This is a genomic window from Rhodococcus sp. 008 (assembly GCF_001682295.1).
Classification (GTDB): Bacteria; Actinomycetota; Actinomycetes; order Mycobacteriales; family Mycobacteriaceae; genus Rhodococcus_F; species Rhodococcus_F qingshengii.
In genome coordinates this window covers 739081-761461 of record NZ_CP012749.1, presented here as the reverse complement: position 1 = coordinate 761461, position 22381 = coordinate 739081, and the positions used below count along the sequence as shown (strand labels likewise).

Below are 22381 nucleotides of genomic sequence, written 5' to 3'. Positions count from 1 at the left end.
TCAGTGCCTTCCGTGTAGCGCGCGGATGAGAACCTTGACCAGCCAGTCGATTCGGGCGGTCCTTCGAAACGTCGTCAGTGGTAGGGGCGAACGGAATCGTTGCCGAGTCGTCGAACGAGCGTAGGTGAACTCCTTCAGACCATCTGGGCCGTGAACGCGTCCGAAACCAGATGCTCCGACCCCACCCAGTGGCAGGTTGGGAACCGCGGCATACATCACGTAAGAGTTCACCGACGCTCCTCCGGATCGGAGCCGATCGGCAACAGCCGCTCCGTCCTTGCCGAACACGCTTGCTCCCAATGCGTATGGCGACGCATTGACCAACTCCACCGCCTCGTCCATCGAGGCGACCTTGGTGATCGTCATCGTCGGGCCGAAAGTTTCCTCCGTGACGGCGAGGCTGTCTTCGGGGACGTCGACCATGATGGTCGGTTGCACGTACTGGCCGGAGATCGAGCCGAGCCCTCCGAGAACGACACGTCCACCCCGCGACATCGCGTCGTCGATGTGGCGCCGGATTACAGCCACTTGCGAGGGCATGGTGATCGGACCGATCTTGTCTTCGGCACCCGGACCCGCATGAACTCGGGCAGCCAAAGTGATTGTCTTGTCGATAAACTCGCCGTAGACATGTTCGTGCACGTATACACGCTCGACGCCCAGACAGGTTTGACCGGAGTTGGACAATGCTCCCCACACCGCAGCATCCGCGGCGGCACCGACATTTCCGTCGGCATCAAGGATGAGCGCGTCATTACCACCACATTCCATCAACACCGGTGTGAGGGTCTCGGCGCACGCTGCCATGACTTTCTTGCCCGTCGCGGTCGATCCGGTGAACCCGATCTTGTCGACACCGGCCAGGCACAGTGCCGCGCCGACCGAACCATCGCCCGTGACGACCTGCAGCACAGGATGTTCAGGGACGACCTCGGCGAAGGCGCGGCCCAACCATTGCCCGACTGCCGGTGCGAACTCACTCGGCTTGTAGACCACGGCGTTGCCTGCAGCCAGCGAGAACGAGAGCGAACCGAGTGGGGTGAAGACCGGATAGTTCCACGGACCGATCACACCGATCACCCCGAGAGGTCGATACTCCACCGAGGCGGCCTGATTGACCGTCAACAAACTGGAGCGGACGCTGCGCCTGCCCAATACCTTTCGGGCATTCTTCGACGCCCACGCGAGATGTTCTAGTGCCATGGCGATTTCGAGCATCGCGTCAGGGTGCGGCTTGCCCATGTCCCGGTGCACGACGTCGGCGAGTTCGGATGCGCGACGAGCGATGATTCCTCGCCACCGATCCAGTCGACGAGCGCGTTGCTCGAATGTCAGTTCTGCCCACCATTCGGAAGCAGTACGGGCGTCGCGCACTGCCTGTGTCACTGTGTCGTCGGACGCCTGTGTGGTCGTGTCGATCTCGGTCGCCGTCATCGTGGAGTTCCTTGAAGTGTGTGGTGGACGGCGCCGTCGGCCCAGCCGCGGGTGACGCGTTGGAGGATCGGTCGGGACAGAGTCAGAATGGGGGCGAACCACGGCTGCGCTTGCACAGCGAACGTCCAGGTGAGGCGGCTGCCAGTCGAAGTCGGTTCCAACACCAGATCTTCAGCGAAGCGTTTGAACCCCGGAAGTGACGCCGACTCCACGTAGAAGGACATCCGGTGCCCCTCGTCCCAGCGGAAGAATCGCTCGTTCAGTGCAGCAAAAGCGCCGGCTCGCACGGTTCGCGTAGTCCCGACGCAGAATGGTCTGTCCGAGGTCCAGTCGGCTCCGGTGATCCCGTGCGCCCACGACGTGAGCGCTCCGTCCGAGGTCAACGTCTGCCACAAGCTTTCACATGTCGCTTCGGATTCGATCCGGTGAGTGATCACCAGCGGAGCGGAGCGGACGAAGGCTGCGTCGGCCGCAGAAAGAGAGAATTTTCCCTTCACAGGTCCACCACCAAAGACCCACCGGTGGAACGTGATCGACAGGTCAACATCGAACCAGTACGTTCGGATTCGGTGAGGAGGGTGTCTCGATGTTCGACGGTCCCGGAGAGCACCCGGACCTTGCATGTACCGCAGAAGCCCTGTTGGCATGAATACGCTACTCCGGGAAGTACGCGTCGTATTGCAGCCAATGCACTTTCGGACTCGCCCACATCGACGGTGAGACCGGTGCGCGCCAGATGCACCGTGAACTCCTTGCCGTCGACTACCGGGAGTGGGGAGAACCTCTCGCTGTGCACCGATCCGGTCGGGTTGGCGGCGAAAGTTGCCGCACGCACCGTGTTCATCAGCGGAACCGGTCCGCACGTGTACACCGCGGCACCTGGATCCGCAGCAGCGACGAGTGTTCCGATATCCGTCGGACCCAGCTCGTCGTCGGGTCGGATGGTTACCCGGCCGCTGGAATACTCCTCGATCTCGTTCAGGAATGGCATAGCTGCCCGAGTTCGTCCGAGATAGTCCAATCGCCACGGGACTCCGCGGCGGTGACAGCGTTGCACCATGGGAAGTATCGGAGTGATCCCGATTCCGCCCGCAACAAAGAGGTACGACGGAGCAGTGACAAAAGGAAATGCATTCCGCGGCCCTCGTACGTCGACAACCATTCCGGGTTTCAGCGACTCGTGTATCTCGCGGGAGCCACCCCCGCCCTCGTCGATCCGCCGGACGGCGATCCGATACGAGGTCAAGTCGTCGGGGTCTCCGCACAACGAATACTGTCGTTGCCTTCCCGAGGGGAGAATGACGTCTAGGTGAGCGCCGGGAATCCACGACGGCAGGGTGATTCCTTCCCTCGGGGTCAAGGTGACACTCAGGACGTCTGCGCACTCGAACCGGACGGACTTCACGTCCAGCGTCATGTCGAATCCGCTGTAGCGGACCGGGTTGGGACGCGAAAGTATCTGCGCTGCAGGACTTGACGCAAAGATTCGACGGTATGCGCTCGTCGCCTGTGCGGCAATCCTCAACGACCGGGTCGGTGTGAAGTCTTGTGCGTCGTGAGGACGGTCGGCAGTCGTCTTGTTCATCCTTCACTCTTTTCGGAAGAACGATTGGCGGCAGGTGAGCGAGCGAGGTAGCGCATGGCTACGTCCATGTCCCCGATCTGGGACGGATGGAAGCTCGGCCGCAGATACGGAGGAATCTCGGTGATCAGGAATTTCATGTTCGGGACCAGGCCGCGGCGAGTGGCGCTGATCAGTTGCAGAGGCCACAGGCGGCCCTTCGCCTTCGACGGGTCCTGCCGGAAGAGGTAGTTCATCGAGGCGATGAACAACACGAACAACGTGAAGCTGGCGAGCAGCGCCGTGCGAACGCGTCTGGCGTAGCTACCGTCCACGTACATGTAGGCGTCGAAGGCCACGTTGCGGTGCTCGACTTCCTCGGCGCCGTGCCACTTGACCATGTCGAGCATCGTCGGGTGCATGCCGGCATCTTCGAGGGCGGGATCGGTGAGCAGCCATTCCCCGACCACCGCCGTGTAGTGCTCCATCGCGGCAAACAAGCCGAGACGTTCACAGAGCCAGGCGTGCTTGGCTTTTCCGGTCAATCCTTTGTCGCCCAATATCTTGTCCACGAGCCAGTCCATCCGGCGTGACATCGGTTTCATGTCCATGCCGAGGTCCGCAAGATGCTCGCGTGCACCTTTGTGCGACGACGCGTGTGTTGCTTCCTGTCCGACGAATCCCACCACCTCTTCGTGCAGGCGGGGGTCCTCGATGAGCGGGAGTGCTTCGGCGAGCGTTGCGGACATGGCCCGCTCTCCCTCGGGCAACACGAGATGCATGAAGTTGATGACGTGGGTGACCATCGGTTCGTTCGGCACGTAATGCAGTGGTACGCCGTCCCAGTCGAATTCGACGTCACGGGCGGCGATCGCATGTGCTTCGTCGGTGTAGCGGCGCGCGCCGGACGGTGCGACGACGGGTGTGCCTCGGAAGGCGTTGATGCCGAGCATTATCGGCTCCTCACGGTTTCTCGGGCAGTGGTGAGTGATTCGGACGAGACGGGTTGTACCTGCGCGTAGTGAGCGAGGTCGGCTCGTTTGGTCCTGGTGCGGAAGGATCGGTTGAATCCGGGATAGAAGGTGTAATTGCGGCCGCCGTCGACGAGGTAGTAACTACTGCACCCGCCGGCGTTCCACACGCTGGTGGCGAGTCGGCGGTCGGTCGCGCGCACGAACTCTCTCTGCACGTCTGCCCGGACGTCGATACTGCCGATGCCGCCCTCGTCCATTTGAAGAATGCAGCTCACGATGTACTCGACCTGCGCTTCGATCGTGACGACCTGCGAGGTGTAGACCACGGAATTGGGGCCGAGGATCATGAAGAAGTTCGGAAACCCGCTGATGGTGGTGCCGAGGAAGGCCTCGGCACTGCCGTTCCACGTCTGCGCGAGGCTGCGGCCGTCCTTGCCCCGGATGATGTCGAACGACGGGTTGTCTCCCATACGAAAGCCGGTTCCCATGACTATGGTGTCGACTTCCCGGAAGGCGCCGTCCGCGGTGAGGACTCCGCGCTCCTGCACCTCGACGATTCCGTCCGTCACCACCTCCACATTGGGTGACGCTAGCGCGGGATAGTAGGTGTTCGAGAACGTCGGACGCTTGCATCCGAATGCGTAGTGGGGGAGCAGCTTTGCGCGAAGCTCCGGGTCCCGCACCTGCCGGCGGAGGTGTGCTCGGCCGAGTGCGGCCAGCCCTTTGAGCAGTGACGGCTTGTACACGAATCCGGGTACCAGGGCTTCTTGGAGCAGGTCGAGTCCCTTGCGTGCCAGTCGTTGGGTGAGCGGCACCCGCTCGAAGAGAGCGCTCGGCCAGCCGGTCATCGGCTGATCCGGGTGCGGCAGGATCCACGTCGGTGTCCGCTGGAACACGGTCAACGTGTCCGCGAGCGGTTGCAGTCTGGGGATGATCTGCACCGCAGAGGCGCCGGTGCCGACCACGGCTATCCGCTCACCGCGAAGGTCGTGGTCGTGGTTCCAGTCCGCGGTGTGGAACATCTGACCACGAAACGATTCGAGCCCGGGAAGGTCGGGTGTGGCGGGGGCACTGAACGGGCCGGTGGCCGCGACCAGGAACTGTGCCTCCCACACGGTTTCCGCAGTGTGTACCCGCCAGATCTGGGCTTGCTCGTCCCACGAAGCTTCTGTCACGCCCTGATTGCAGTGGAAATGACCGGCCAGTCCGAAGCGATGGACGCAATCCCGGAGATAGTCGTAGATCTCGGGCTGTAGCGGATACAGCCGCGTCCAGTTCGGATTGGGCGCAAACGAGAACGAGTACAGAATCGACGGGATGTCGCACTGTGCACCGGGGTAGGTATTGACCTGCCAGGTTCCCCCGGGCTCCGCGGCACGTTCCAGAACGACGAAGTCGTCGATCCCGGACTGCTTCAAGCGGACAGCCGTTCCGATGCCGCCGAAACCGGCTCCGATGACGACGACTCGTGTTCGGCGAGTTCGAGTTTCCTCGTCACCGGCCGATGGCCCCGAGGTTGGGTCGATGTCGACCATGTGTGACGCCTCCTGATTGGTGCGTGAACAACTGAACGAAGAGTAAGTCTGACATCAAGTGATGTCAACAGCGGTTGATGTCAGAATTCAACTGATTGACATCGGGCGATGTCAGTTCGCTTGCGGAGGTCGCCGCGATAACCTGAGGTCGAGAGCGCTGCCGGTCAGTGAGAACATGGGGACATGACGGATACCGAGGCTCGGCGCACCGGCCCGCGCAGGTGGCGTGGGCAGGAACCGGAAGATCGCCGCGCCGCGCGCCGGACACAGCTGATCGAAGCCGGGTTGCAGATCATGGGCACCGAGGGAGCGGCCGCCGCGACCATGCGTGCGACCTGCCGCGAGGCCGCGCTGACCGAACGGTACTTCTACGAGAGCTTCGCCAACCGTGACGAACTGCTGGTCGCCGTGCTCGACGAGGTCGTTCTCGGTGCGCGTGACACTATTCTGGACGCTCTCGAGGCGGCGCCTTCCGAACCGTCGGCCCTGATCCGCCACGTGGTGAAGGCCTTCACCAACTACGTATTCAAAGATCCTCGACGTGGACGCATCATGTTCGTCGAATCCCAGGCGGAACCTGCGCTGTGGGATCGAGGGCGAGAATTGATGGCGGAGTTCACGAATCCGATTTCCGCGTCGCTCGAGCTGATGTACGGCGGCGAGGCAACCGACTCCGCGAACTCCGAACTCAATTCGGTGGGGCTGTTCGGTGCCCTCGCGTTCATCTATCAGGCGCACACCCCGTCCTCCAAGATCTCTCGAAAGCGTTTGGTGGAGCACATTTCGCTCATGGTCGAGGCGCAGGCGACGGTCAACAGCACGCCCGCGAGAAAAGAATGACGTCCGCGTCGGCCACAGGCGGAAGGCGTCTCGGTCCCGAAGACCGGCGTGAGCAGATCATTGTCAGCGCGGCAAAGGTTTTCGAGGAGAAGTCTTTTGCCGACGTCTCGATGACCGAGTTGGCCAAGGCGGCTGGGGTCGGACGTCCGCTGCTCAATCATTACTTCGGCTCCAAGCGGGAGTTGTATCTCGACGTCGTGCGGCGGTTCGTCTTCATTCCCGAAGTGGCGGTGGACCGCATTCCGCGATCGGCGAGCCAGGAGAAGCGGATCGGCGCCGTGATCGATCGGTGGCTCGACGTCGCCTGGCGTCATCGCGACATGTGGATCTCGACAGTCATGTCCGACGACCTCCGCCGTGATCCCGAGATGGATCGGATCCTGCAGGATGCTGACGACGTTGCTGCGCGACGCATGATGGATGCGCTCGAGATTCGACCGAGTGAAGGCAGCGCGGCTGCTGTTCATTCGATGATCGTGGCGTACGGAGGCTTGGCGAAGGCCGCCAGTAAGCAGTGGCTGGTGACGGGAGCGCTCGACCGCGAACAGGTGCACCTTCTGCTGGTACGCAGTTTGCTCGCCATCGTGCGTGACGTTCTGCCGGCGTGCGAGGCGGATTCCTGATTGCTCAGAGTGATCTCGCCACGAGGTCCTTCATGACTTCGTTCGATCCGGCGTAGATTCGCTGAATACGAGCGTCGGCGTACATCTGAGCGATGGGATATTCGAGTATGTAGCCGTACCCGCCGTGTAGTTGCACGCAGCGGTCGATCACGGCGCACTGCTGGTCGGTGAGCCAGTACTTGGCCATCGCGGCGGTAGTCGCATCGAGCTGCCCGGCAAGGTATTTGACGATGCAGTCGTCGATGAACGTTCGTGAGATACGAGCGATGGACGCGCACTCGGCAAGTTCGAAGCGGGTGTTCTGCAGATCGAAGAGCTTTTGCCCGAACATGTTTCGGGATTTGGTGTACTCGACGGTGAGGGCGACTGCACGCTCCATTGCCGCAGTGGCTGCAACTCCGCAGATCAATCGTTCGGGCAGTAGCTGCTGCATCAGCTGGGCAAACCCTGTGCCTTCGCGGTCCCCGAGCAGGTTTGTTGCAGGCACCCGCAAGCGGTCGAAGAACAGCTCGGTGGTGTCCTGGCCCTTCTGTCCGACCTTCTCGAGTATTCGCCCGCGCTCGAAACCCGGTGTGTTGTCATCGATCTCGGCCACGATGAGCGACACTCCACGCGCTCCGAGGCTGGGATCGGTCTTGGCGGCAATGATCACCAGATCACAATTGCGACCGTTGGAGATGAAGGTCTTTGCGCCGCTGATCAGATAGTCGTCACCGTCGCGGACGGCTCGGGTGGTGATGTTCTGCAAGTCGGATCCGGTGCCGGGCTCGGTCATGGCGATTGCGCCCACCCACTCGCCACTCACCAGTTTCGGTAGCCAGCGCTGTTTGTGCTCGTGATCGGCGTAGGCATTGAGGTAGTGCGGCACGATTCCCGAGTGCACGCCGAGTTGGAGTGAATGATCACCCGCCATGACCTGCTCGTGGAACAGCACGGCGTCGTGCGCGAAAGTTCCTCCTCCGCCGCCGTACTCGGTGGGGATCGACATGCCGGCGAGCCCGAGCGCCCCGAGTTCTCGATATGCGGATTTGTCGGGAAAACCTTGGGACGCGAAGCGTTTCTGATGCGGTGTGACGTGTTTGGTGAAGAAGTTCCTTGCCAGGTCGGCCACGGCCTCCAATTCGTCGTCCATCCACGGGGACCGTCGTTCTGCGGTCCGGGTTGCGGTAGATCCTTGCGTCATCGTGATTCTCCCGATCGATGAAGTGCGACCCGCGAGCGGATCCGACTCCACCTATCATCCACACTGTTGACATAGTGTCAATAAAGGGGTGGTCGAATCGACCTCCGGACCCGCCTCGAATTCCACGTCGGCCGCCCGCAAGAATGGGACGACACAGACACGAACAGGCCGGCGCGAAGGATGGGCAGTGGACCCCGAAGAAACATCAGCGGGTCACGAGTCCAACCTCCCGGCTCCGCGGCCGGCGCGCAGCGTCCTGTTCGGATTGCCGCCGGTGGGAAACAGGTACCCCGGAGCGGTTCGCGTCGCCCTAGCCCTGGCGATTCCGGCGGCCATCGCCACACTGCTCGGATTCGGGTCTGCTTCGCTCCTGGTCGGCCTCGGTGCATTTGCATCGATCTACGGTGAGGGTCGTCCGTACCGGAGCAGGTGGAAGGCAGTCGGTATCGCTGCGACGGCGCTGACGATCCTGTCCTTCGTCGGGGCATCGGTGGGTGAGCCCGTCCACCGAGCCATCGCCGAGGGAGCGCCGACGGTGCTGCTCGTCTTTGTCGTGCTGATCATGGCCGTCGTGGTGTCGACCTGCGCCTTCACCGTCGACGTGCTTCGATTGGGTCCACCGGGCGCGTTCTTTCTGTTGCTCACCACCGAGATCAGCTCCGTGATCGCCACTCCCGGCCAGCCGCCGGTCGAGGTCGCGATGTGGACGGCAATCGGTGGGATCAGCGCGGTGGTCGTCTCGATGACGGGAATCCTGTGGGCACCGAGAGCTGTCGAACGCAGCGCTGTACAGGCAGCCGTCTCGGCCGTTGCGGAGTACACGGACGCTCAGGCGACGTACGCCCCACCCGAACTCACGCGAGACAAACGCCACGCTGCAGCACTTCGGCTGCACGACGCGTGGCAGTGCCTCTACCGCGGCGCAATCGTCGGGAAAGACCACCCGTTGACCCGTGAACTCGAACGAGCGCAGATCTCGATGGCCAGGGCGATCTCCGACGACCACGATCCGGAACTCATGGCCGACCCCGCGTTCGACGTCGACGACGTCGGTGCTCACCCGCCTCTGCCCGACCCGACGATCCGATATCGGTTCCTCCGCGCCTGCAATCGGTCCAGCCGAGCGTCGGTGACGGCACTTCGGCTGTCCATTGCCTGTATGGCGGCGGGAACCCTCACCGTCCTGCTCGGCATCGATCGCCCGGACTGGGCGGTGATCGCCGCGGCGATGGTCCTTCATCAAGGACCGGATCGAATACTGGGCACCTATCGCGGAATCCACCGCATCGGTGGGACCGTCCTCGGGTTGATTCTGTTGGGTGCCATCTACTCCTGGAGTCCGACCGGTCTGTGGTTGGTGGCGGTACTTGCAGTCCTGATGGCGGGGATCGAGCTGTTCCTGGTGCGGAATTACGGGATAGCCGTCATCTTCATCACCGCCCTCGCGATTCTCCTCGGCGCGGCCGGTGGTGCGCACGGGACCGTCCGACATCTGATCCTCAGCCGCATGCTCGAGACGGCAATCGGCGTCGTCGTGGCGTTGGTGGTCCTGTGGACGGTGGGGCGCGGTGCGCATCGACGCACTCTGATCTGGGTCGACGAACGGGCGGGTAGCGTCCTGTTCAAGCTGCTGACCGAAATTCGCGCGAGGCACTATGCACCACAGGCGAATTGGTCGGAGCTTTCGGAGCTTCGTCGGGACCTGGACTTCGAACTGCGAGGTAGCGCGATGGCCGGGATCGACGCCGCCCACAACGAACCCGAGTGGGCGTCGCAGCAGTGGACGACGCACACCGAATTGCATCATCTGGGATCGGATGTACTGCACCGACTGTGGTTCGGCACGCAGGTGTCCAGATCACACCTCGAGGAATGGGAGTCTCGCTACTTGCGTTCGGGTTCGGTGTGATCGAGCATCGGCACAGCGCTGAACTTGGCTGGATTCGCAATGTCGTAGGCTGCGCACACAACTCCGTCGCGGACAGTGAAGCCGGCAACGCGAGCGGCGAACTGCGGGTACTGGTCGTCCCCCGGTGAGCCGGCGAATACACCGCCGAGCTGTCCGTTGACGAGAACCGGTGACATCGAGAACACCGCTGCCGGTCCGTACTTGCGGGCCAATCCCAGATAGAACCGCGCGACACGATCGCTGCCGCGCACAATGTTGACGGCCGTGCGGGTAGTTCCGCCTGCGTCACCGATCAGGACGGCATCGGGATCGAGTGCATCGATCACGGCGTTCAGATCTCCACTCGCGATAGCCGTCACCAATCGCTCGACGGCAGCAGCATGCTCCTCGCTACTGACCGGGACCGGCGCCGACGCTGCGGCTTTACGGGCCCGCGAGGCCAACTGACGGGCAGTGGCTACTTCGATGTCGAGGATGCGCGCAACCTCGGCGAAGGGCACGTCGAAGCCGTCATGCAGGACGAAGGCAACGCGTTGAGCGGGAGTAAGGGTGTCCAGGACGACGAGGGCAGCAAAACGATTCTGTTCCTGCGTCACGACGTACTCCAGCGGATCGGGTGTCGCTGAGGGTGTGCCCGAGGTGGCGTCGACGGGCGTGACGATCGGCTCCGGAAGCCACTGTCCGACATAGCTTTCTCTTCTGACCGCGGCCGATTTGAGATGATCGAGGCAGATCCGACCGACAACAGTGGTGAGCCATCCGCGCAGCTCGCGGATCTCGAGGTCGCTTCCTTGTCTCGATTGTGCGACTTGCAAGCGTATCCATGCCTCCTGCACCGCATCCTGAGCGTCGCTGAAACTTCCGGTGAGACGGTAGGCCACCGACGTCAGGTGGCCACGGTGTTGCTCGAAGTCCTGCGCAGTCGTCGGCGAAAGCATGCCCTCATGATACGGACCTCACACATTAAATCCGGCATGAATGTAACCGTTGACCCAGGTAGTGGGTGCCGACGTATGGTTTCGGCACTGCTCACGGCTCGATCCTGTCTGCACATTCATTGGAGTCTCACGTGTTTCGGTCTTTCCCGCTCATGTCGCTCAACTGTTGTCGTTGAACTGACATTCCCCACACCTGCCTGTGCCGAGCGCCGCACACGGCGCTCCGGACAGGTGTAGCCGAGAACTGAACCAATCATCTTCTACAGGAAGCAACTTCATGATTCGCCCTCGTTTCGCGCGCTCGGTAGCCGCGGTCGTCGCTCTTGTCACTCTGTCCAGTTTTGCCGTTGCCTGCTCGGGCTCCTCCGACGAAGTGGTCAAGACCGCCGACGGCAAGACCGTCCTGCGGTACGAGGGCAGCACCGGACAGGTCATCTACCCCGAACTGGCCGCTGACCTCGGCTACTTCAACGACGTGGAGCTCAACTGGATCGGCGATACGACCAGCGGCCCTCAGAGCATTCAGAACGCAGCGACCGGTCAAACCGAGTTCGGGGGAGCGTTCAACGGTGCGGTGGTGAAGTTGGCTTCCGCGGGTTCACCGATCACCTCGGTCATCGGGTACTACGGCTCGGACAAGGAGAGCTTCAACGGTTACTACGTTCTCGACGACAGTCCGATCAAATCGGCGAAGGACCTGATCGGCAAGAAGGTCGGGATGAACACCCTCGGTGCGCACCACGAGTTCGTCGTGCGTGAATGGCTTGCGCGGGAGGGGCTTACACCGGACGAGATCAAGCAGGTGGAACTGATCGTGGTTCCGCCGGTCAACACGGAACAAGCGTTGCGGCAGGGACAGATCGACGTCGCCACCCTCGGCTCGGTCTTCCGTGACTCCGCGCTCGAACGTGGTGGCCTTCGCGAGCTGTTCACGGACGAATCGTTGTTCGGCTCGTTCACCTACGGCACGTTGGTGTTCCGTGACGACTACATCGCGCAGAACAAGGAGGCGGTCGCCGATTTCGTGCAGGGAACAGCGAGGGCCATCCGCTGGACGCAGACACACCCACGAGAAGAAGTGGTCGCGAAGCTGACGTCGATCATCAACAGCCGCGGACGCAACGAGGACACCAAGCTCATCAGCTACTGGAAGAGCCCAGGAGTCGCCGGCCCCGGCGGAACGATCACCGATACCGAGATCAGCACGTGGATCGACTGGCTCACCCGTAACGGCGAACTCGAAGAAGGAAAGTTGAAGCCGTCGGACATCTACACCAACGAATTCAACCCGTACGCCAACGGAACGTATTCACCCGACAGCGGCGCTGACGGACAGGCACTGGAGGCAGCAAAATGAGCACAGAACCGAAACTACGGCTCGAGCACGTCACCAAACAGTTCGACATTCGTGGGACCGACGAAGTTTTCACCGCGGTCGAGGACATCAACATCGACGTGGCGCCGGGGGAGTTCCTGGTCCTCGTCGGGCCGAGTGGTTGCGGCAAGTCGACTCTGCTGGACCTCCTCGGAGGACTCAGTTCGCCCACTTCCGGTCGAATCCTTCTGGACGGCAAGCAGATCACGGGCCCAGGCTTGGATCGGGGAATCGTCTTCCAGCAATACGCGCTGCTTCCATGGCGAACTGCACGTCACAACATCGAGTTCGGACTCGAAGCGAAGGGCGTGAAGAAGAGCGAGCGACGCGAGCTCGCCGAGCATTACCTCGAACTGGTCGGTCTGCAAGGTTTCGCGGATCGCTATCCGCACGAGTTGTCCGGTGGAATGAAGCAGCGAGTCGCGATCGCCCGCAGCCTGGCATTCGACCCCGAAGTGTTGCTGATGGACGAACCATTTGCTGCGCTGGACGCACAGACGCGAGAGTCGCTGCAGGACGAGCTTCTGCGCATCTGGAAGGCCACCGGCAAGACCATCCTGTTCATCACCCACGGAATCGACGAGGCCATCTACCTCGGGCAACGTGTTGCAGTACTGACTTCGCGGCCGGGGCGCGTCAAGACGATCGTCGACATCGACATCGACCGGTCCGGCGACGACGTGCGATCAGGTGAGGAGTTCCGAGTGTTCCGGCACCGGATCTGGACGCTGCTGCACGGTGAAGTCGAGCGCGCTCGGGCCGGCGAACTCGATCCTGCCAAGGAGGTTGCACATGTCTAGCGCATTGGCGACGCCGGAGGTGGTCGCCACCCCGAAACCGTTGGCCGACATAACACCTGACATTGCGCAGCGGAGCCAGGCCGGCGGCAAGGCGGCGCGCTACATTCGTTCCACCGCCTGGCGGATTGCCAAGCCGTCGATTGCGATCGCGATCTTCCTCGGGATCTGGGAAGCGGCACCTCGGCTCGGGCTGGTGGACAAGGTCTTCCTCCCGCCCTTCACCGAAGTTGTGTCCGCATTCTTCACTCTCGCCGAGAACGGACAATTGCAAGAGCATGTTTCGGCCAGTCTGACGCGTGCGCTGACCGGATTCCTCGTGGCCATCGCGATCGCGATTCCGTTGGGAATCGCGATCGCCTGGTACCGCCCGGTCTCCGACTTCCTCAACCCGATTCTCGAATTGTTCCGCAACACAGCAGCCTTGGCTCTGCTTCCCGTCTTCGTGCTGATTCTCGGAATCGGTGAGGAATCGAAGATCGCCCTGGTGATCTACGCCTGCACCTTCCCGATTCTGCTCAACACGATCTCCGGTGTGCGAACAGTGGACCCCCTGCTGATCAAGTCCGCTGCCTCGCTGGGGTTCTCCTCGATTCGGCTGTTCCAGAAGGTGGTTCTGCCCGCCGCTGTTCCCACGATCTTCACGGGTATCCGCATGGCAGCCGCGTCGTCGATTCTCGTGCTGATCGCCGCCGAAATGGTCGGGGCCAAAGCCGGTCTCGGGTATCTGATCACCGCTTCACAACTCAACTTCCAGATCCCGAACATGTACGCGGGCATCGTCGCGATCTCGTTGTTGGGTCTGACAATCAACGCGATTCTGGTCCTGATCGAACGTCGGCTCTCGCGCTGGCGCGTCACCACCTGACCACACATTCACGGAAAGATTCTGCGAACTCATGTCCGAACGACAATTTCATCTGAACGCCTTCCTGATGGGCGTCGGCCATCATGAGGCGGCGTGGCGCCACCCACGCACAAATGCGGCCAACCTCCTGGACGTCAAGCACTTCCAGGAATTGGGGAGAATCGCCGAGCGTGGAAAGCTGGACTCGGTGTTCTTCGCCGACGGTCTAGCAGTCGGCCCGCGGGTCAAGTACAACACCCAGGCGATCTTCGAACCCGTCACCTTGCTGTCGGCGATCGCGGCGGCCACCGACAAGGTGGGGCTGATTGCAACCGCGTCGACCAGTTACAGCGATCCATACACTCTCGCAAGGAAGTTCGCTTCCCTCGATCACATCAGTGGCGGACGAGGCGGGTGGAACATCGTGACGTCGGCCGGCGCCGACGAGGCCGCGAACTTCGGCCTCGATGCGGTACCGACGCACAGCGGTCGTTACGAGCGCGCCGAGGAGTTTCTCGACGTGACGCTCGGACTCTGGGACAGCTGGGAAGAGGGGGCAGTTGTCCTGGACGAAGAGACCGGAATCTTCGCCGATCCTGATCGTGTCCATCGCATCGACCATGACGGTCAACGATTCACGGTGGCTGGCCCGCTCAATTCGCCGAGGTCTCCACAGGGACGTCCGCTGCTTGTACAGGCCGGTTCCTCCGAGAGCGGTAAGGATTTCGCGGCGAGGTATGCCGAAGCCGTGTTCACCGCTCAACGAACACTCGAGCAGGGGCAGGATTTCTACACCGACCTCAAAGCGCGGCTGATCAAGTACGGGCGTAGTCCCGACGAGATCAAGGTGCTGCCAGGCATCGTTCCCTTCATCGCGGATACGGAAGACGAAGCCAAGGCACTGGAGCAGTCGTTCACGGATCTCATCTCACCTGAGTACTCAGTGCGCCAACTCTCGAACATGGTGGGCGTCGACCTCACCGAGCATTCGCTGGATGCCCCGCTGCCACCGTTGCCGGACATCGATCGCATCCAAGGAAACAAGAGTCGATACCAGCTCGTCAAAGACCTTGCAGAGAGCGAAAACCTCACCGTCCGTGAACTGATCGGCAAACTCGGCGGTGGCCGTGGGCATCGGACATTTGCCGGGACACCGGAGCAGGTCGCGGACGAGTTGACCGAATGGTTCGACAAGGGCGCCGCGGACGGCTTCAACATCATGCCGCCCTATCTGCCTGGAGGGCTCGAGGTGTTCGTCGACCGGGTCGTGCCGATTCTGCAGGCGCGTGGGATCTTCCGGACCGAATACACGGAATCCACCCTGCGGGGTCACTACGGCCTCGATCGTCCGGCGAATCGGTTTTCGCGGGCCGCTGACGCGGCAGAAGTGAGCGCGTGACGGAAACACTGCCCAAGGAACAGCCGGCGATTGCCGGTCTCAAGCCACTGGTCACAACGGTTTTCGTACCGGCGGCCATCTTCGGGATCGGTCAGGGTGCGGCTGCCCCCATCATGGCCGTCACCGCGCGCGACCTGGGTGCCTCGGTTGCCGTCGCCGGCCTGATCGTTGCACTCGGTGGTTTGGGCGCCGTACTCGGTGACCTCCCCGCCGGCAGGATCGTGTCGCGTTTCGGTGAGCGCAGGTCGATCATCGGCGGAAGTTCCTTGGGTGCAACAGGAGTGGTGATCTGTCTCCTTGCACAGACTCCGTGGATGCTCGGTATCGGCGCACTGTTGACCGGATTGGCGAATGCGGTGTGGGGCCTTGCGCGGCAGAGCTACCTCGCCGAGACCGTGCCACTCGGTCTACGGGCCCGAGCAATGTCGTCGTTCGCTGCGATGTGGCGGTTGGGTTTCTTCCTGGGACCGCTCATCGGGGCCGGCGTGATTCTCCTGGTGGGAGCGCGCGGAGGATTCCTTGTCCAGTTGGTGGGCGTCGTGCTCGCCGGGGCGCTGATGGCCCGCGTTCCCGACCCGCCACGAAAGGTGCAGGCAGGCAACAGCGATCACGGACACGTTACGCTCCCGGAGATCCTTCGCCGTCATCGTGCCGCTCTGTCGACGCTCGGGACAGGCTCCCTTCTGATGGGCGCCGCCCGCGCTTCGCGTGAGGCCGTTCTTCCATTGTGGGCATTGCACCTCGGATTGGATGCAGCCCAGGTGAGTGTGATCTTCGGTATCGGTGCGGCCGTGGACCTGCTGTGCTCGTACCCGGCCGGACACATCATGGACCGATACGGCCGCAGGCTGGTCGCGGTGCCTTCGCTGACGGTGATCGGTGTGTCGTACCTACTGTTGCCGTTCTCGACGGGTGCAGTGGGATTGACCGTGGTCGCTGTCGTGATGGGGATCGGCAACGGGCTGGGCAACGGCGTGATCATGACCCTCGGTGCCGATATCGCCCCGCCCGAAGAACGCGCCGAGTTCCTCGCTGCATGGCGATTGACTCACGACACCGGCATGTTCGGTGGGCCGCTCGCGATCGGTCTACTCGCCGCGGTGCTCCCACTCGGGTGGGCATTCGCCGCTCTGGGCGCGACGTCGTTCGCCGGCGCGGCGATGATGTTCCGCTTCATTCCGGTCTACTCTCCGCGGGTGTCACCCCGGTCGCGCGTCGGGAAACTGTAGGTAGGCTCGCTACATGCGATTCGGACTGTTCGTACCTCAAGGCTGGCGTCTGGACCTGGTCGGCATCGACCCCGCGAAGCAGTGGGAGGTGATGCGAGACTTCACGCTGCGCGCGGAGGCAGGGCCGTGGGAGTCGGTGTGGGTCTACGACCACTTCCACACCGTTCCCCAGCCGACGGAAGAAGCGACTCACGAGGCGTGGACGTTGATGGCCGCACTCGGTGCGTCGACCTCGCGTATCCGACTGGGCCAGATGTGTACCGCCATGAGTTACCGAAACCCGGCGTACCTCGCCAAGGTCGCCGCGACCACCGATCTCATCACGGGTGGACGCGTCGAGATGGGCATCGGCGGCGGTTGGTACGAGCAGGAGTGGCGTGCGTACGGCTACGGTTTCCCCTCTGCCGGTGAGCGTCTGGGCCACCTCGACGAAGGAATCCAGATCATGCAGCAGGCGTGGTCGACCGGCAGCTCGACGCTCGACGGCAAGTACTACCAGGTCGACGGAGCGCTGTGCCGTCCACTTCCGTTGCAAGAGGGCGGAATTCCCATCTGGGTTGCCGGTGGCGGCGAGAAGGTCACACTCAAGATCGCGGCCAAGTACGCGCAGTACACGAACTTCGACGGCACCCCGGCCGGCTTCGCGCACAAGTCCGAAATCCTGAAGAAGCACTGCGACACCGTCGGTAGCGATTTCGACGCCATCGTCCGTTCGGCCAACTACAACGTGGCCATCGGCGCGACGGAATCCGAGGTGGCTCAGCGGTTGGAGACACTGAAGGCCCGACTGACGCCGTTGGTCGGCGAAGCTGCCGCCGATGCGTCGCTCGATGCGTTCCGCGGAATGCCTGCCGTGGGTACGCCCGAGCAGATCATCGAGAACCTGTCGGCGCTCGCGGCGCAGGGACTCGAGTACGGAATCTTCTACTTCCCCGAGGCCGCGTACGACACGTCGGGAATCGAGATGTTCGAGAAGGAAGTGCTGCCCGCGCTCGCGTAACCGTTGGGGCTAGCGCAGCGAGTCAGGAAGATCGGCCGGGTTGATCAGAACCCGGCGATCGGGGTGGGTGCGAACTTCTTCGGAATCGGGAATCCGGCTCTGCAGGAAGTTCCACTCGCTCGCACTGACAGCAGCGATCGCGCGTGCCAGCACTGCCGAGTCCTTGGTCCCCCACTCGATCGGCATGGGACTGACCATCTGCCACGTGTCAGCCTTGCTGCGGGTGGAACGATCCGAACGCAGTGCGACCGACGGAATGCGGTCGCCGACTCGCCACTTCGGATTGAGTCGAACGTTGCGGCTGACGAGCGCGTACTGCGGTGCTCCGGCCGCAGGCTTCGCGATGTCGATCAATGCCGTCAAGGTCGCCGCTCGAGGGTGAACCTCGGTGACGATCGCGGGAACCAGTGGGTTGTCCGCATACAGAGATTCGACGCTTCCCACCTTGCGAGGTGCCCACACGGCAACCCACAGGGAACTGGCCGCACCGATGGCGAGGACTGCGCCGATGATGATGGACCACACCTCGCCCATGCTGATCAACCAGGCCCCGACCGCGGCGAGGACGATCGCGAAGATCACCGCAGAAATCTGCAGGCGGCGTACATCGGCCAGTGTGTCGTTGACCGACTTGGCATGAGCCTTGTCGACGGTGAACTGGAAGTCAGCCACGAAAAATTCCTTCGGGTGGTGCCGGACGATCTAGGACCGGCCCCCGATCGCCCGGGGACCGTCCACCAGCGTAGCTAGTTTCGCGCGCGCTCCCACATCTGCAGGTAAGCCTCGGCGCCGCGGCTCATGTCCTCGATGATGGTGTCGCCGTCGGCTCCCGCAGCGATGCGCATGTCCGCGATCCAGTCGGGAATCATCCCGTACTGCGCCACGCCGTCGGTGTTCACGTCGAAAACCCGGGTGCCGGCGCGCTGCTGGTCCATGACCGTGCCGTCGAAGGCGGTGTACGGATATTGCAGCGGATTTTCTGCGGCGTCGCCGCGCGGTGCGGCCTGCGGCCCGAAGCCGTTGGTGTCGGCGCCGTAGCCGAAACCGAAGTAGTAGTTCTCGCTTCGCATCGCCCGTGCGTCCCGCCACTGGTCGATGAACCCACGCTCTTCGGGCTTTTCGTCCGATGCGTCGAGTTGTCCGGCGTACAGGGCGACAAATCCGCCGAGTGCGTAGATCCGCTTGTACAGGCTCGGGTCGCTCCAGCTGTGACTGGAAACGACGCCGGAGTAGTTCGCAGCTTCGAGAATATCGAGAGCCGCTTCGGCGGTCTTGACGCTCATGTGATCGATGTCCACGATCATCCCTCGGTCCATCAAACCTCGGATCGTGTACGCGCCGAGGTCGGTCAGGCCGTGCGAATTGCATTGCGGACCAGAGGGGTACACCGGAAGCGTCACTCCGGGTGGGAGTACCGCGAGAAGATTCTGTGCGCCGTCGACCTTGGTGGGCAGCACATTGTCCTCGGCAACGCCGGTGCATGGTTCCGACTGCCAGAACTCCCCGGTGCCCAGGTAGTTGCCGATGTTGACGGCCACTCCGGTGACGCCGCCGTCGAAACGGGCACCGCCGAGGGCGTTGTCGAACTTGTGCGTGACGATCATCTGCCGGACACCGAGGTCGTACAACTCGTCCAGGCCGCGGTCGATGTCGTCCTCGGTGCACTGCGAAATACCGTTGCGCACAGAGCAACCGAAGGGTTCGGACACCTCCACCCCGAGGGTGACGGCCAGCTTTCCGTCGGCGGCCACCTGCCTGGCCTGTTCAGGGGAGCTCACGATGCGGAACCAACCCCGGCCGGGACCGCCGTACTGGGCGTCGATGTAGTCCTGGAGTTCGCGTGTCTGCTGCGCCTGGATCCGGACGGTCTCCATCTCGTCACAGGGATTTCGTTTACTCGGATACAGCTCGCACAGGACACGGTTGGCGACAAAGAGGTTGGTGAAGATTCGCAGACCGCCACGCCAGGCCCGCTCGACCCACTTGTAGTACGTCTGCTCGTGTGTCAGTGAATCGTGCGCCGGCCAGTCGGTGAAACTCGGCCAGCCGGTGGTGTCGTGAGTTTCGAAGGGATTGCCGTACGACAGAACGTTTTCGAGGAGCGCCGGTATCCCGTCGGGTTGATGGTCCGGGCAGTCGACGAGCGCTGCGGTGACGCCCTGAGGATCGAAAGGTCGGCCGCAGTGCAGGTTTCCGCCCATGAACTCGGAAGCATTCATGTGCACGTGTGTGTCGATGAATCCGGTGACTTCACCGTTCGGTCCGATTTCTCCCGGAACGCCGTTTGCGCCCACCTCCGCTTCGGGGAAGTCGGCGCAGCCGTCGCGCGGGATCAGCGTGAACGCAGATTCGGGAACGTCACCGGGATCGGACATCGTGAGCATCAAGTCGCGCGAGATCAGTTGTCGGCCGTTCGAGGTCGCTGTCAGAACGAAGGACTCGCCAGTGGACATCACGGTCCAGTCGGTGGACGGAGTTGCTTCGGAAGTGGCGAGCACCGAGTCTGCGCCGTCGTGCGAGAGCATCGACCCGTCCGGGCCGTACAGCATGAATCGACCCAACTGGGCCGCATGTAGTCGGAACGGTTCGGCGTCTGCGGCTTTCGTTACGTCGGTGAGGTACGCCGACCCGTCACGACGGACGAAATCGCCGGACTCCGTACGAAGTGCGAAGCAACCGTTCGCAAGTGCGTACACCGAGTTCTGCGTGGTGGGAGCAGGACTCGGAGCGGCCGCACTGACGCCGGTCGTGGCGACGACGACGGCGGCAGTCAGCAGCGAAATGGTCCCGGCGAGCCGACCCCGTAGACGTGGAACTGAGCGCATGGTGCTGGTGACCCCCGGCCGATGGACACGACTGTGACAGGGGACACTCTACAGATAACTGGACGTATGTCCATTTGATTCTGCAACGTGTTGCAGAAATGCTCAGCCGATGGCAGGTCCGAGCAGGTCATCGGCGTCGGTGATCCGATAGGCGTAGCCCTGTTCGGCGAGGAATCGCTGACGATGTGCCGCGTACTCCGCATCGAGAGTGTCGCGCGAGACCACCGAATAGAAGTGAGCCTGACCGCCGTCGTGCTTGGGTCGCAGTAGGCGTCCGAGTCGCTGCGCTTCTTCCTGTCTCGACCCGAAGGTTCCCGAAACCTGCACGGCGACAGACGCCTCCGGAAGGTCGATCGAGAAGTTCGCGACCTTACTCACCACCAGCGTCTGGATCTCACCGTTACGGAACTGATCGAAGAGGATCTCGCGTTCCTTGTTCTTGGTGGATCCCTTGATCACCGGGGCGTTCAGGGCTTCGCCGAGTTCGTCGAGCTGATCGAGATACGCACCGATCACCAAAGTCGGAGAATCGGGGTGCTTGGCCAGGATCGACTTCACGACCGCAATTTTCGTGTGAGCCGTCGAGCACAGTTTGTAGCGCTCCTCCGGTTCGGCGACGGCATAGGACATGCGCTCGGCGTCCGTCATCGTCACTCGCACCTCGACGCAGTCGGCCGGCGCGATCCAGCCCTGCGCTTCGATGTCCTTCCACGGAGCGTCGTAGCGCTTGGGGCCGATGAGCGAGAAGACGTCGCCTTCGCGGCCGTCCTCACGAACCAGCGTTGCGGTCAGGCCGAGACGGCGGCGCGACTGCAGATCTGCCGTCATCCGGAAGACAGGCGCGGGCAGCAAGTGGACCTCGTCGTAGATCACCAGTCCCCAGTCGCGGGAGTCGAAAAGTTCGAGGTGCTTGTACTCGCCCTTCGTGCGACGTGTGATCACCTGGTAGGTCGCGATCGTGACCGGCCGAATCTCCTTGCGCTCGCCGGAGTATTCGCCGATTTCTTCCTCGGTCAAGGATGTACGCGCGATCAACTCACGCTTCCACTGACGACCGGCAACGGTATTGGTGACGAGGATGAGGGTGGTGGCCTTGGCCTTTGCCATCGCTGCGGCGCCCACCATCGTCTTGCCGGCGCCACACGGCAGCACGACGACGCCCGAGCCGCCGGCCCAGAACGAATCCGCTGCCATCTGCTGGTAGTCGCGCAGTTCCCAGTGGCCCTCTTCGAAAGCGAGATCGATCGGGTGCGCTTCGCCGTCCACGTAGCCGGCGAGGTCCTCGGCCGGCCAGCCCACCTTGAGCAGCATCTGCTTGAGGCGGCCGCGTTCGCTCGGGTGGACGATCACGGTGTCGTCGTCGACCTTCTCACCGAGCATCGGCGAGATCTTCTTGTGTCGCATCACCTCGGTGAGGACTGCGCGGTCGAGGCTGACCAGGATGAGGCCGTGCACCGGGCTCTTGACCAGCTGTAAGCGTCCGTACCTGGCCATCGTGTCGACGATGTCGACCAGCAGCGGTTGTGGAACCGCGAATCGTGAGTACGACACGAGCGCGTCGACAACCTGCTCGGCGTCGTGTCCGGCGGCGCGGGCATTCCACAAGGCCAGGGGAGTGATGCGATACGTGTGGACGTGTTCGGGGGCCCGTTCGAGTTCCGCGAAGGGGGCGATTGCCTGCCTGGCATCGCCGGCGCGCTCGTGGTCGACCTCCAACAGCAGCGTCTTGTCGGATTGGACGATCAACGGTCCGTCGGTCACGGAATCCTCCTAGTGAAGCAAACGCGGCAGCCACAGAGCGTTGCGCCGCGTTGTCGGCTGACGCCAACCCTGCCATTGTCCTGGTATCGGGGCGCAGACGCCAACAGGCGACGCTCGCACAGCCCGAAGTAGAGGTGCCCGAGTGCGAGCA

Annotated in this window: 19 protein-coding genes; 9 read left to right on the top strand and 10 right to left on the bottom strand. The window is 62.7% G+C overall.

The annotated features are described in order from the left end of the window. From AOT96_RS03515 to AOT96_RS03495, 5 genes are read right to left on the bottom strand one after another with little or no spacing between them, the layout of a single operon-like run. Positions 1–1434, bottom strand: a complete 1434-nt coding sequence (locus AOT96_RS03515) for an aldehyde dehydrogenase family protein (protein ID WP_065351297.1) — start codon at positions 1432–1434, stop codon at positions 1–3. Further along, on the bottom strand, positions 1431–1931 hold the full coding sequence (locus tag AOT96_RS03510) for an SRPBCC family protein (protein WP_065351296.1): 501 nt from the start codon (positions 1929–1931) through the stop codon (positions 1431–1433). The genes AOT96_RS03515 and AOT96_RS03510 overlap by 4 nt, the downstream gene beginning before the upstream one ends. Further along, complete coding sequence (locus tag AOT96_RS03505) at positions 1928–3019, bottom strand: PDR/VanB family oxidoreductase (protein ID WP_007733536.1); 1092 nt, start codon at positions 3017–3019, stop codon at positions 1928–1930. The genes AOT96_RS03510 and AOT96_RS03505 overlap by 4 nt, the downstream gene beginning before the upstream one ends. Beyond that, a complete protein-coding gene (locus AOT96_RS03500) occupies positions 3016–3948 on the bottom strand; it encodes a metal-dependent hydrolase (protein WP_003940129.1) in 933 nt (310 codons plus the stop codon). Before AOT96_RS03500 ends, AOT96_RS03505 begins: the two co-directional genes overlap by 4 nt. After that, a complete protein-coding gene (locus AOT96_RS03495) occupies positions 3948–5504 on the bottom strand; it encodes a flavin-containing monooxygenase (RefSeq protein WP_065351295.1) in 1557 nt (518 codons plus the stop codon). The genes AOT96_RS03500 and AOT96_RS03495 overlap by 1 nt, the downstream gene beginning before the upstream one ends. Positions 5505–5687: 183 nt before the next feature. Between AOT96_RS03495 and AOT96_RS03490 the strand changes: the two genes are divergently transcribed. After that, entirely contained in the window at positions 5688–6344 is a 657-nt protein-coding gene (locus AOT96_RS03490) for a TetR/AcrR family transcriptional regulator (RefSeq protein WP_007733534.1), read from the top strand. Then, positions 6341–6967, top strand: coding sequence for a TetR/AcrR family transcriptional regulator (locus tag AOT96_RS03485; RefSeq protein WP_064114448.1), 627 nt, complete (start codon positions 6341–6343; stop codon positions 6965–6967). Before AOT96_RS03490 ends, AOT96_RS03485 begins: the two co-directional genes overlap by 4 nt. Positions 6968–6971: 4 nt before the next feature. Here the strand turns inward: AOT96_RS03485 and AOT96_RS03480 are convergent, their stop codons facing one another. Further along, positions 6972–8150 carry an acyl-CoA dehydrogenase family protein gene (locus AOT96_RS03480; protein WP_065352756.1) on the bottom strand — a complete coding sequence of 393 codons (1179 nt, stop codon included), beginning with the start codon at positions 8148–8150 and terminating at the stop codon, positions 6972–6974. Between the two features lie 187 nt (positions 8151–8337). On the opposite strand from AOT96_RS03480, the gene AOT96_RS03475 reads away from it, so the two are divergent. Further along, complete coding sequence (locus AOT96_RS03475; protein ID WP_065352755.1) at positions 8338–10059, top strand: FUSC family protein; 1722 nt, start codon at positions 8338–8340, stop codon at positions 10057–10059. Here the strand turns inward: AOT96_RS03475 and AOT96_RS03470 are convergent. Beyond that, the gene (locus tag AOT96_RS03470; RefSeq protein WP_065351294.1) at positions 10035–10997 is read right to left on the bottom strand and encodes a sigma-70 family RNA polymerase sigma factor; all 963 of its coding nucleotides are present in this window, start codon (positions 10995–10997) and stop codon (positions 10035–10037) included. The genes AOT96_RS03475 and AOT96_RS03470 overlap by 25 nt on opposite strands. Before the next feature lie 277 nt (positions 10998–11274). Between AOT96_RS03470 and AOT96_RS03465 the strand changes: the two genes are divergently transcribed. The 6 genes from AOT96_RS03465 to AOT96_RS03440 are packed head-to-tail and all read left to right on the top strand — an operon-like array spanning position 11275 to position 17644. Next, on the top strand, positions 11275–12354 hold the full coding sequence (locus AOT96_RS03465) for an ABC transporter substrate-binding protein (protein ID WP_007733528.1): 1080 nt from the start codon (positions 11275–11277) through the stop codon (positions 12352–12354). Further along, entirely contained in the window at positions 12351–13172 is an 822-nt protein-coding gene (locus AOT96_RS03460) for an ABC transporter ATP-binding protein (RefSeq protein ID WP_003940477.1), read from the top strand. The genes AOT96_RS03465 and AOT96_RS03460 overlap by 4 nt, the downstream gene beginning before the upstream one ends. After that, the gene (locus AOT96_RS03455) at positions 13165–14037 is read left to right on the top strand and encodes an ABC transporter permease (protein WP_065351293.1); all 873 of its coding nucleotides are present in this window, start codon (positions 13165–13167) and stop codon (positions 14035–14037) included. Before AOT96_RS03460 ends, AOT96_RS03455 begins: the two co-directional genes overlap by 8 nt. 31 nt (positions 14038–14068) lie before the next feature. Next, a complete protein-coding gene (locus AOT96_RS03450) occupies positions 14069–15415 on the top strand; it encodes an LLM class flavin-dependent oxidoreductase (protein ID WP_065351292.1) in 1347 nt (448 codons plus the stop codon). Then, entirely contained in the window at positions 15412–16644 is a 1233-nt protein-coding gene (locus AOT96_RS03445; RefSeq protein ID WP_042451237.1) for an MFS transporter, read from the top strand. The genes AOT96_RS03450 and AOT96_RS03445 overlap by 4 nt, the downstream gene beginning before the upstream one ends. A gap of 13 nt (positions 16645–16657) precedes the next feature. Further along, positions 16658–17644 carry an LLM class F420-dependent oxidoreductase gene (locus AOT96_RS03440; RefSeq protein WP_065351291.1) on the top strand — a complete coding sequence of 329 codons (987 nt, stop codon included), beginning with the start codon at positions 16658–16660 and terminating at the stop codon, positions 17642–17644. A 9-nt stretch (positions 17645–17653) separates the two neighbouring features. Here the strand turns inward: AOT96_RS03440 and AOT96_RS03435 are convergent, their stop codons facing one another. The 3 genes from AOT96_RS03435 to AOT96_RS03425 form a co-directional block, all read right to left on the bottom strand. Then, complete coding sequence (locus AOT96_RS03435) at positions 17654–18316, bottom strand: DUF3239 domain-containing protein (protein ID WP_007733514.1); 663 nt, start codon at positions 18314–18316, stop codon at positions 17654–17656. Between the two features lie 74 nt (positions 18317–18390). Next, the gene (locus tag AOT96_RS03430) at positions 18391–20469 is read right to left on the bottom strand and encodes a peptidase (RefSeq protein ID WP_065351290.1); all 2079 of its coding nucleotides are present in this window, start codon (positions 20467–20469) and stop codon (positions 18391–18393) included. Positions 20470–20571: 102 nt separating this feature from the next. Next, positions 20572–22230 carry a DNA repair helicase XPB gene (locus tag AOT96_RS03425; protein ID WP_003940219.1) on the bottom strand — a complete coding sequence of 553 codons (1659 nt, stop codon included), beginning with the start codon at positions 22228–22230 and terminating at the stop codon, positions 20572–20574. Between the last annotated feature and the right edge of the window lie 151 nt (positions 22231–22381).

Excerpts from the sequence above, each read along its gene's own strand:
- AOT96_RS03470 (WP_065351294.1), bottom strand. The coding sequence starts at position 10,997 with ATGCTTTCGCCGACGACTGCGCAGGACTTCGAGCAACACCGTGGCCAC.
- AOT96_RS03450 (WP_065351292.1), top strand. The coding sequence starts at position 14,069 with ATGTCCGAACGACAATTTCATCTGAACGCCTTCCTGATGGGCGTCGGC.
- AOT96_RS03460 (WP_003940477.1), top strand. The coding sequence starts at position 12,351 with ATGAGCACAGAACCGAAACTACGGCTCGAGCACGTCACCAAACAGTTC.
- AOT96_RS03465 (WP_007733528.1), top strand. The coding sequence starts at position 11,275 with ATGATTCGCCCTCGTTTCGCGCGCTCGGTAGCCGCGGTCGTCGCTCTT.
- AOT96_RS03455 (WP_065351293.1), top strand. The coding sequence starts at position 13,165 with ATGTCTAGCGCATTGGCGACGCCGGAGGTGGTCGCCACCCCGAAACCG.
- AOT96_RS03480 (WP_065352756.1), bottom strand. The coding sequence starts at position 8,150 with ATGACGCAAGGATCTACCGCAACCCGGACCGCAGAACGACGGTCCCCG.
- AOT96_RS03440 (WP_065351291.1), top strand. The coding sequence starts at position 16,658 with ATGCGATTCGGACTGTTCGTACCTCAAGGCTGGCGTCTGGACCTGGTC.
- AOT96_RS03490 (WP_007733534.1), top strand. The coding sequence starts at position 5,688 with ATGACGGATACCGAGGCTCGGCGCACCGGCCCGCGCAGGTGGCGTGGG.
- AOT96_RS03515 (WP_065351297.1), bottom strand. The coding sequence starts at position 1,434 with ATGACGGCGACCGAGATCGACACGACCACACAGGCGTCCGACGACACA.
- AOT96_RS03495 (WP_065351295.1), bottom strand. The coding sequence starts at position 5,504 with ATGGTCGACATCGACCCAACCTCGGGGCCATCGGCCGGTGACGAGGAA.
- AOT96_RS03505 (WP_007733536.1), bottom strand. The coding sequence starts at position 3,019 with ATGAACAAGACGACTGCCGACCGTCCTCACGACGCACAAGACTTCACA.
- AOT96_RS03430 (WP_065351290.1), bottom strand. The coding sequence starts at position 20,469 with ATGCGCTCAGTTCCACGTCTACGGGGTCGGCTCGCCGGGACCATTTCG.
- AOT96_RS03485 (WP_064114448.1), top strand. The coding sequence starts at position 6,341 with ATGACGTCCGCGTCGGCCACAGGCGGAAGGCGTCTCGGTCCCGAAGAC.
- AOT96_RS03500 (WP_003940129.1), bottom strand. The coding sequence starts at position 3,948 with ATGCTCGGCATCAACGCCTTCCGAGGCACACCCGTCGTCGCACCGTCC.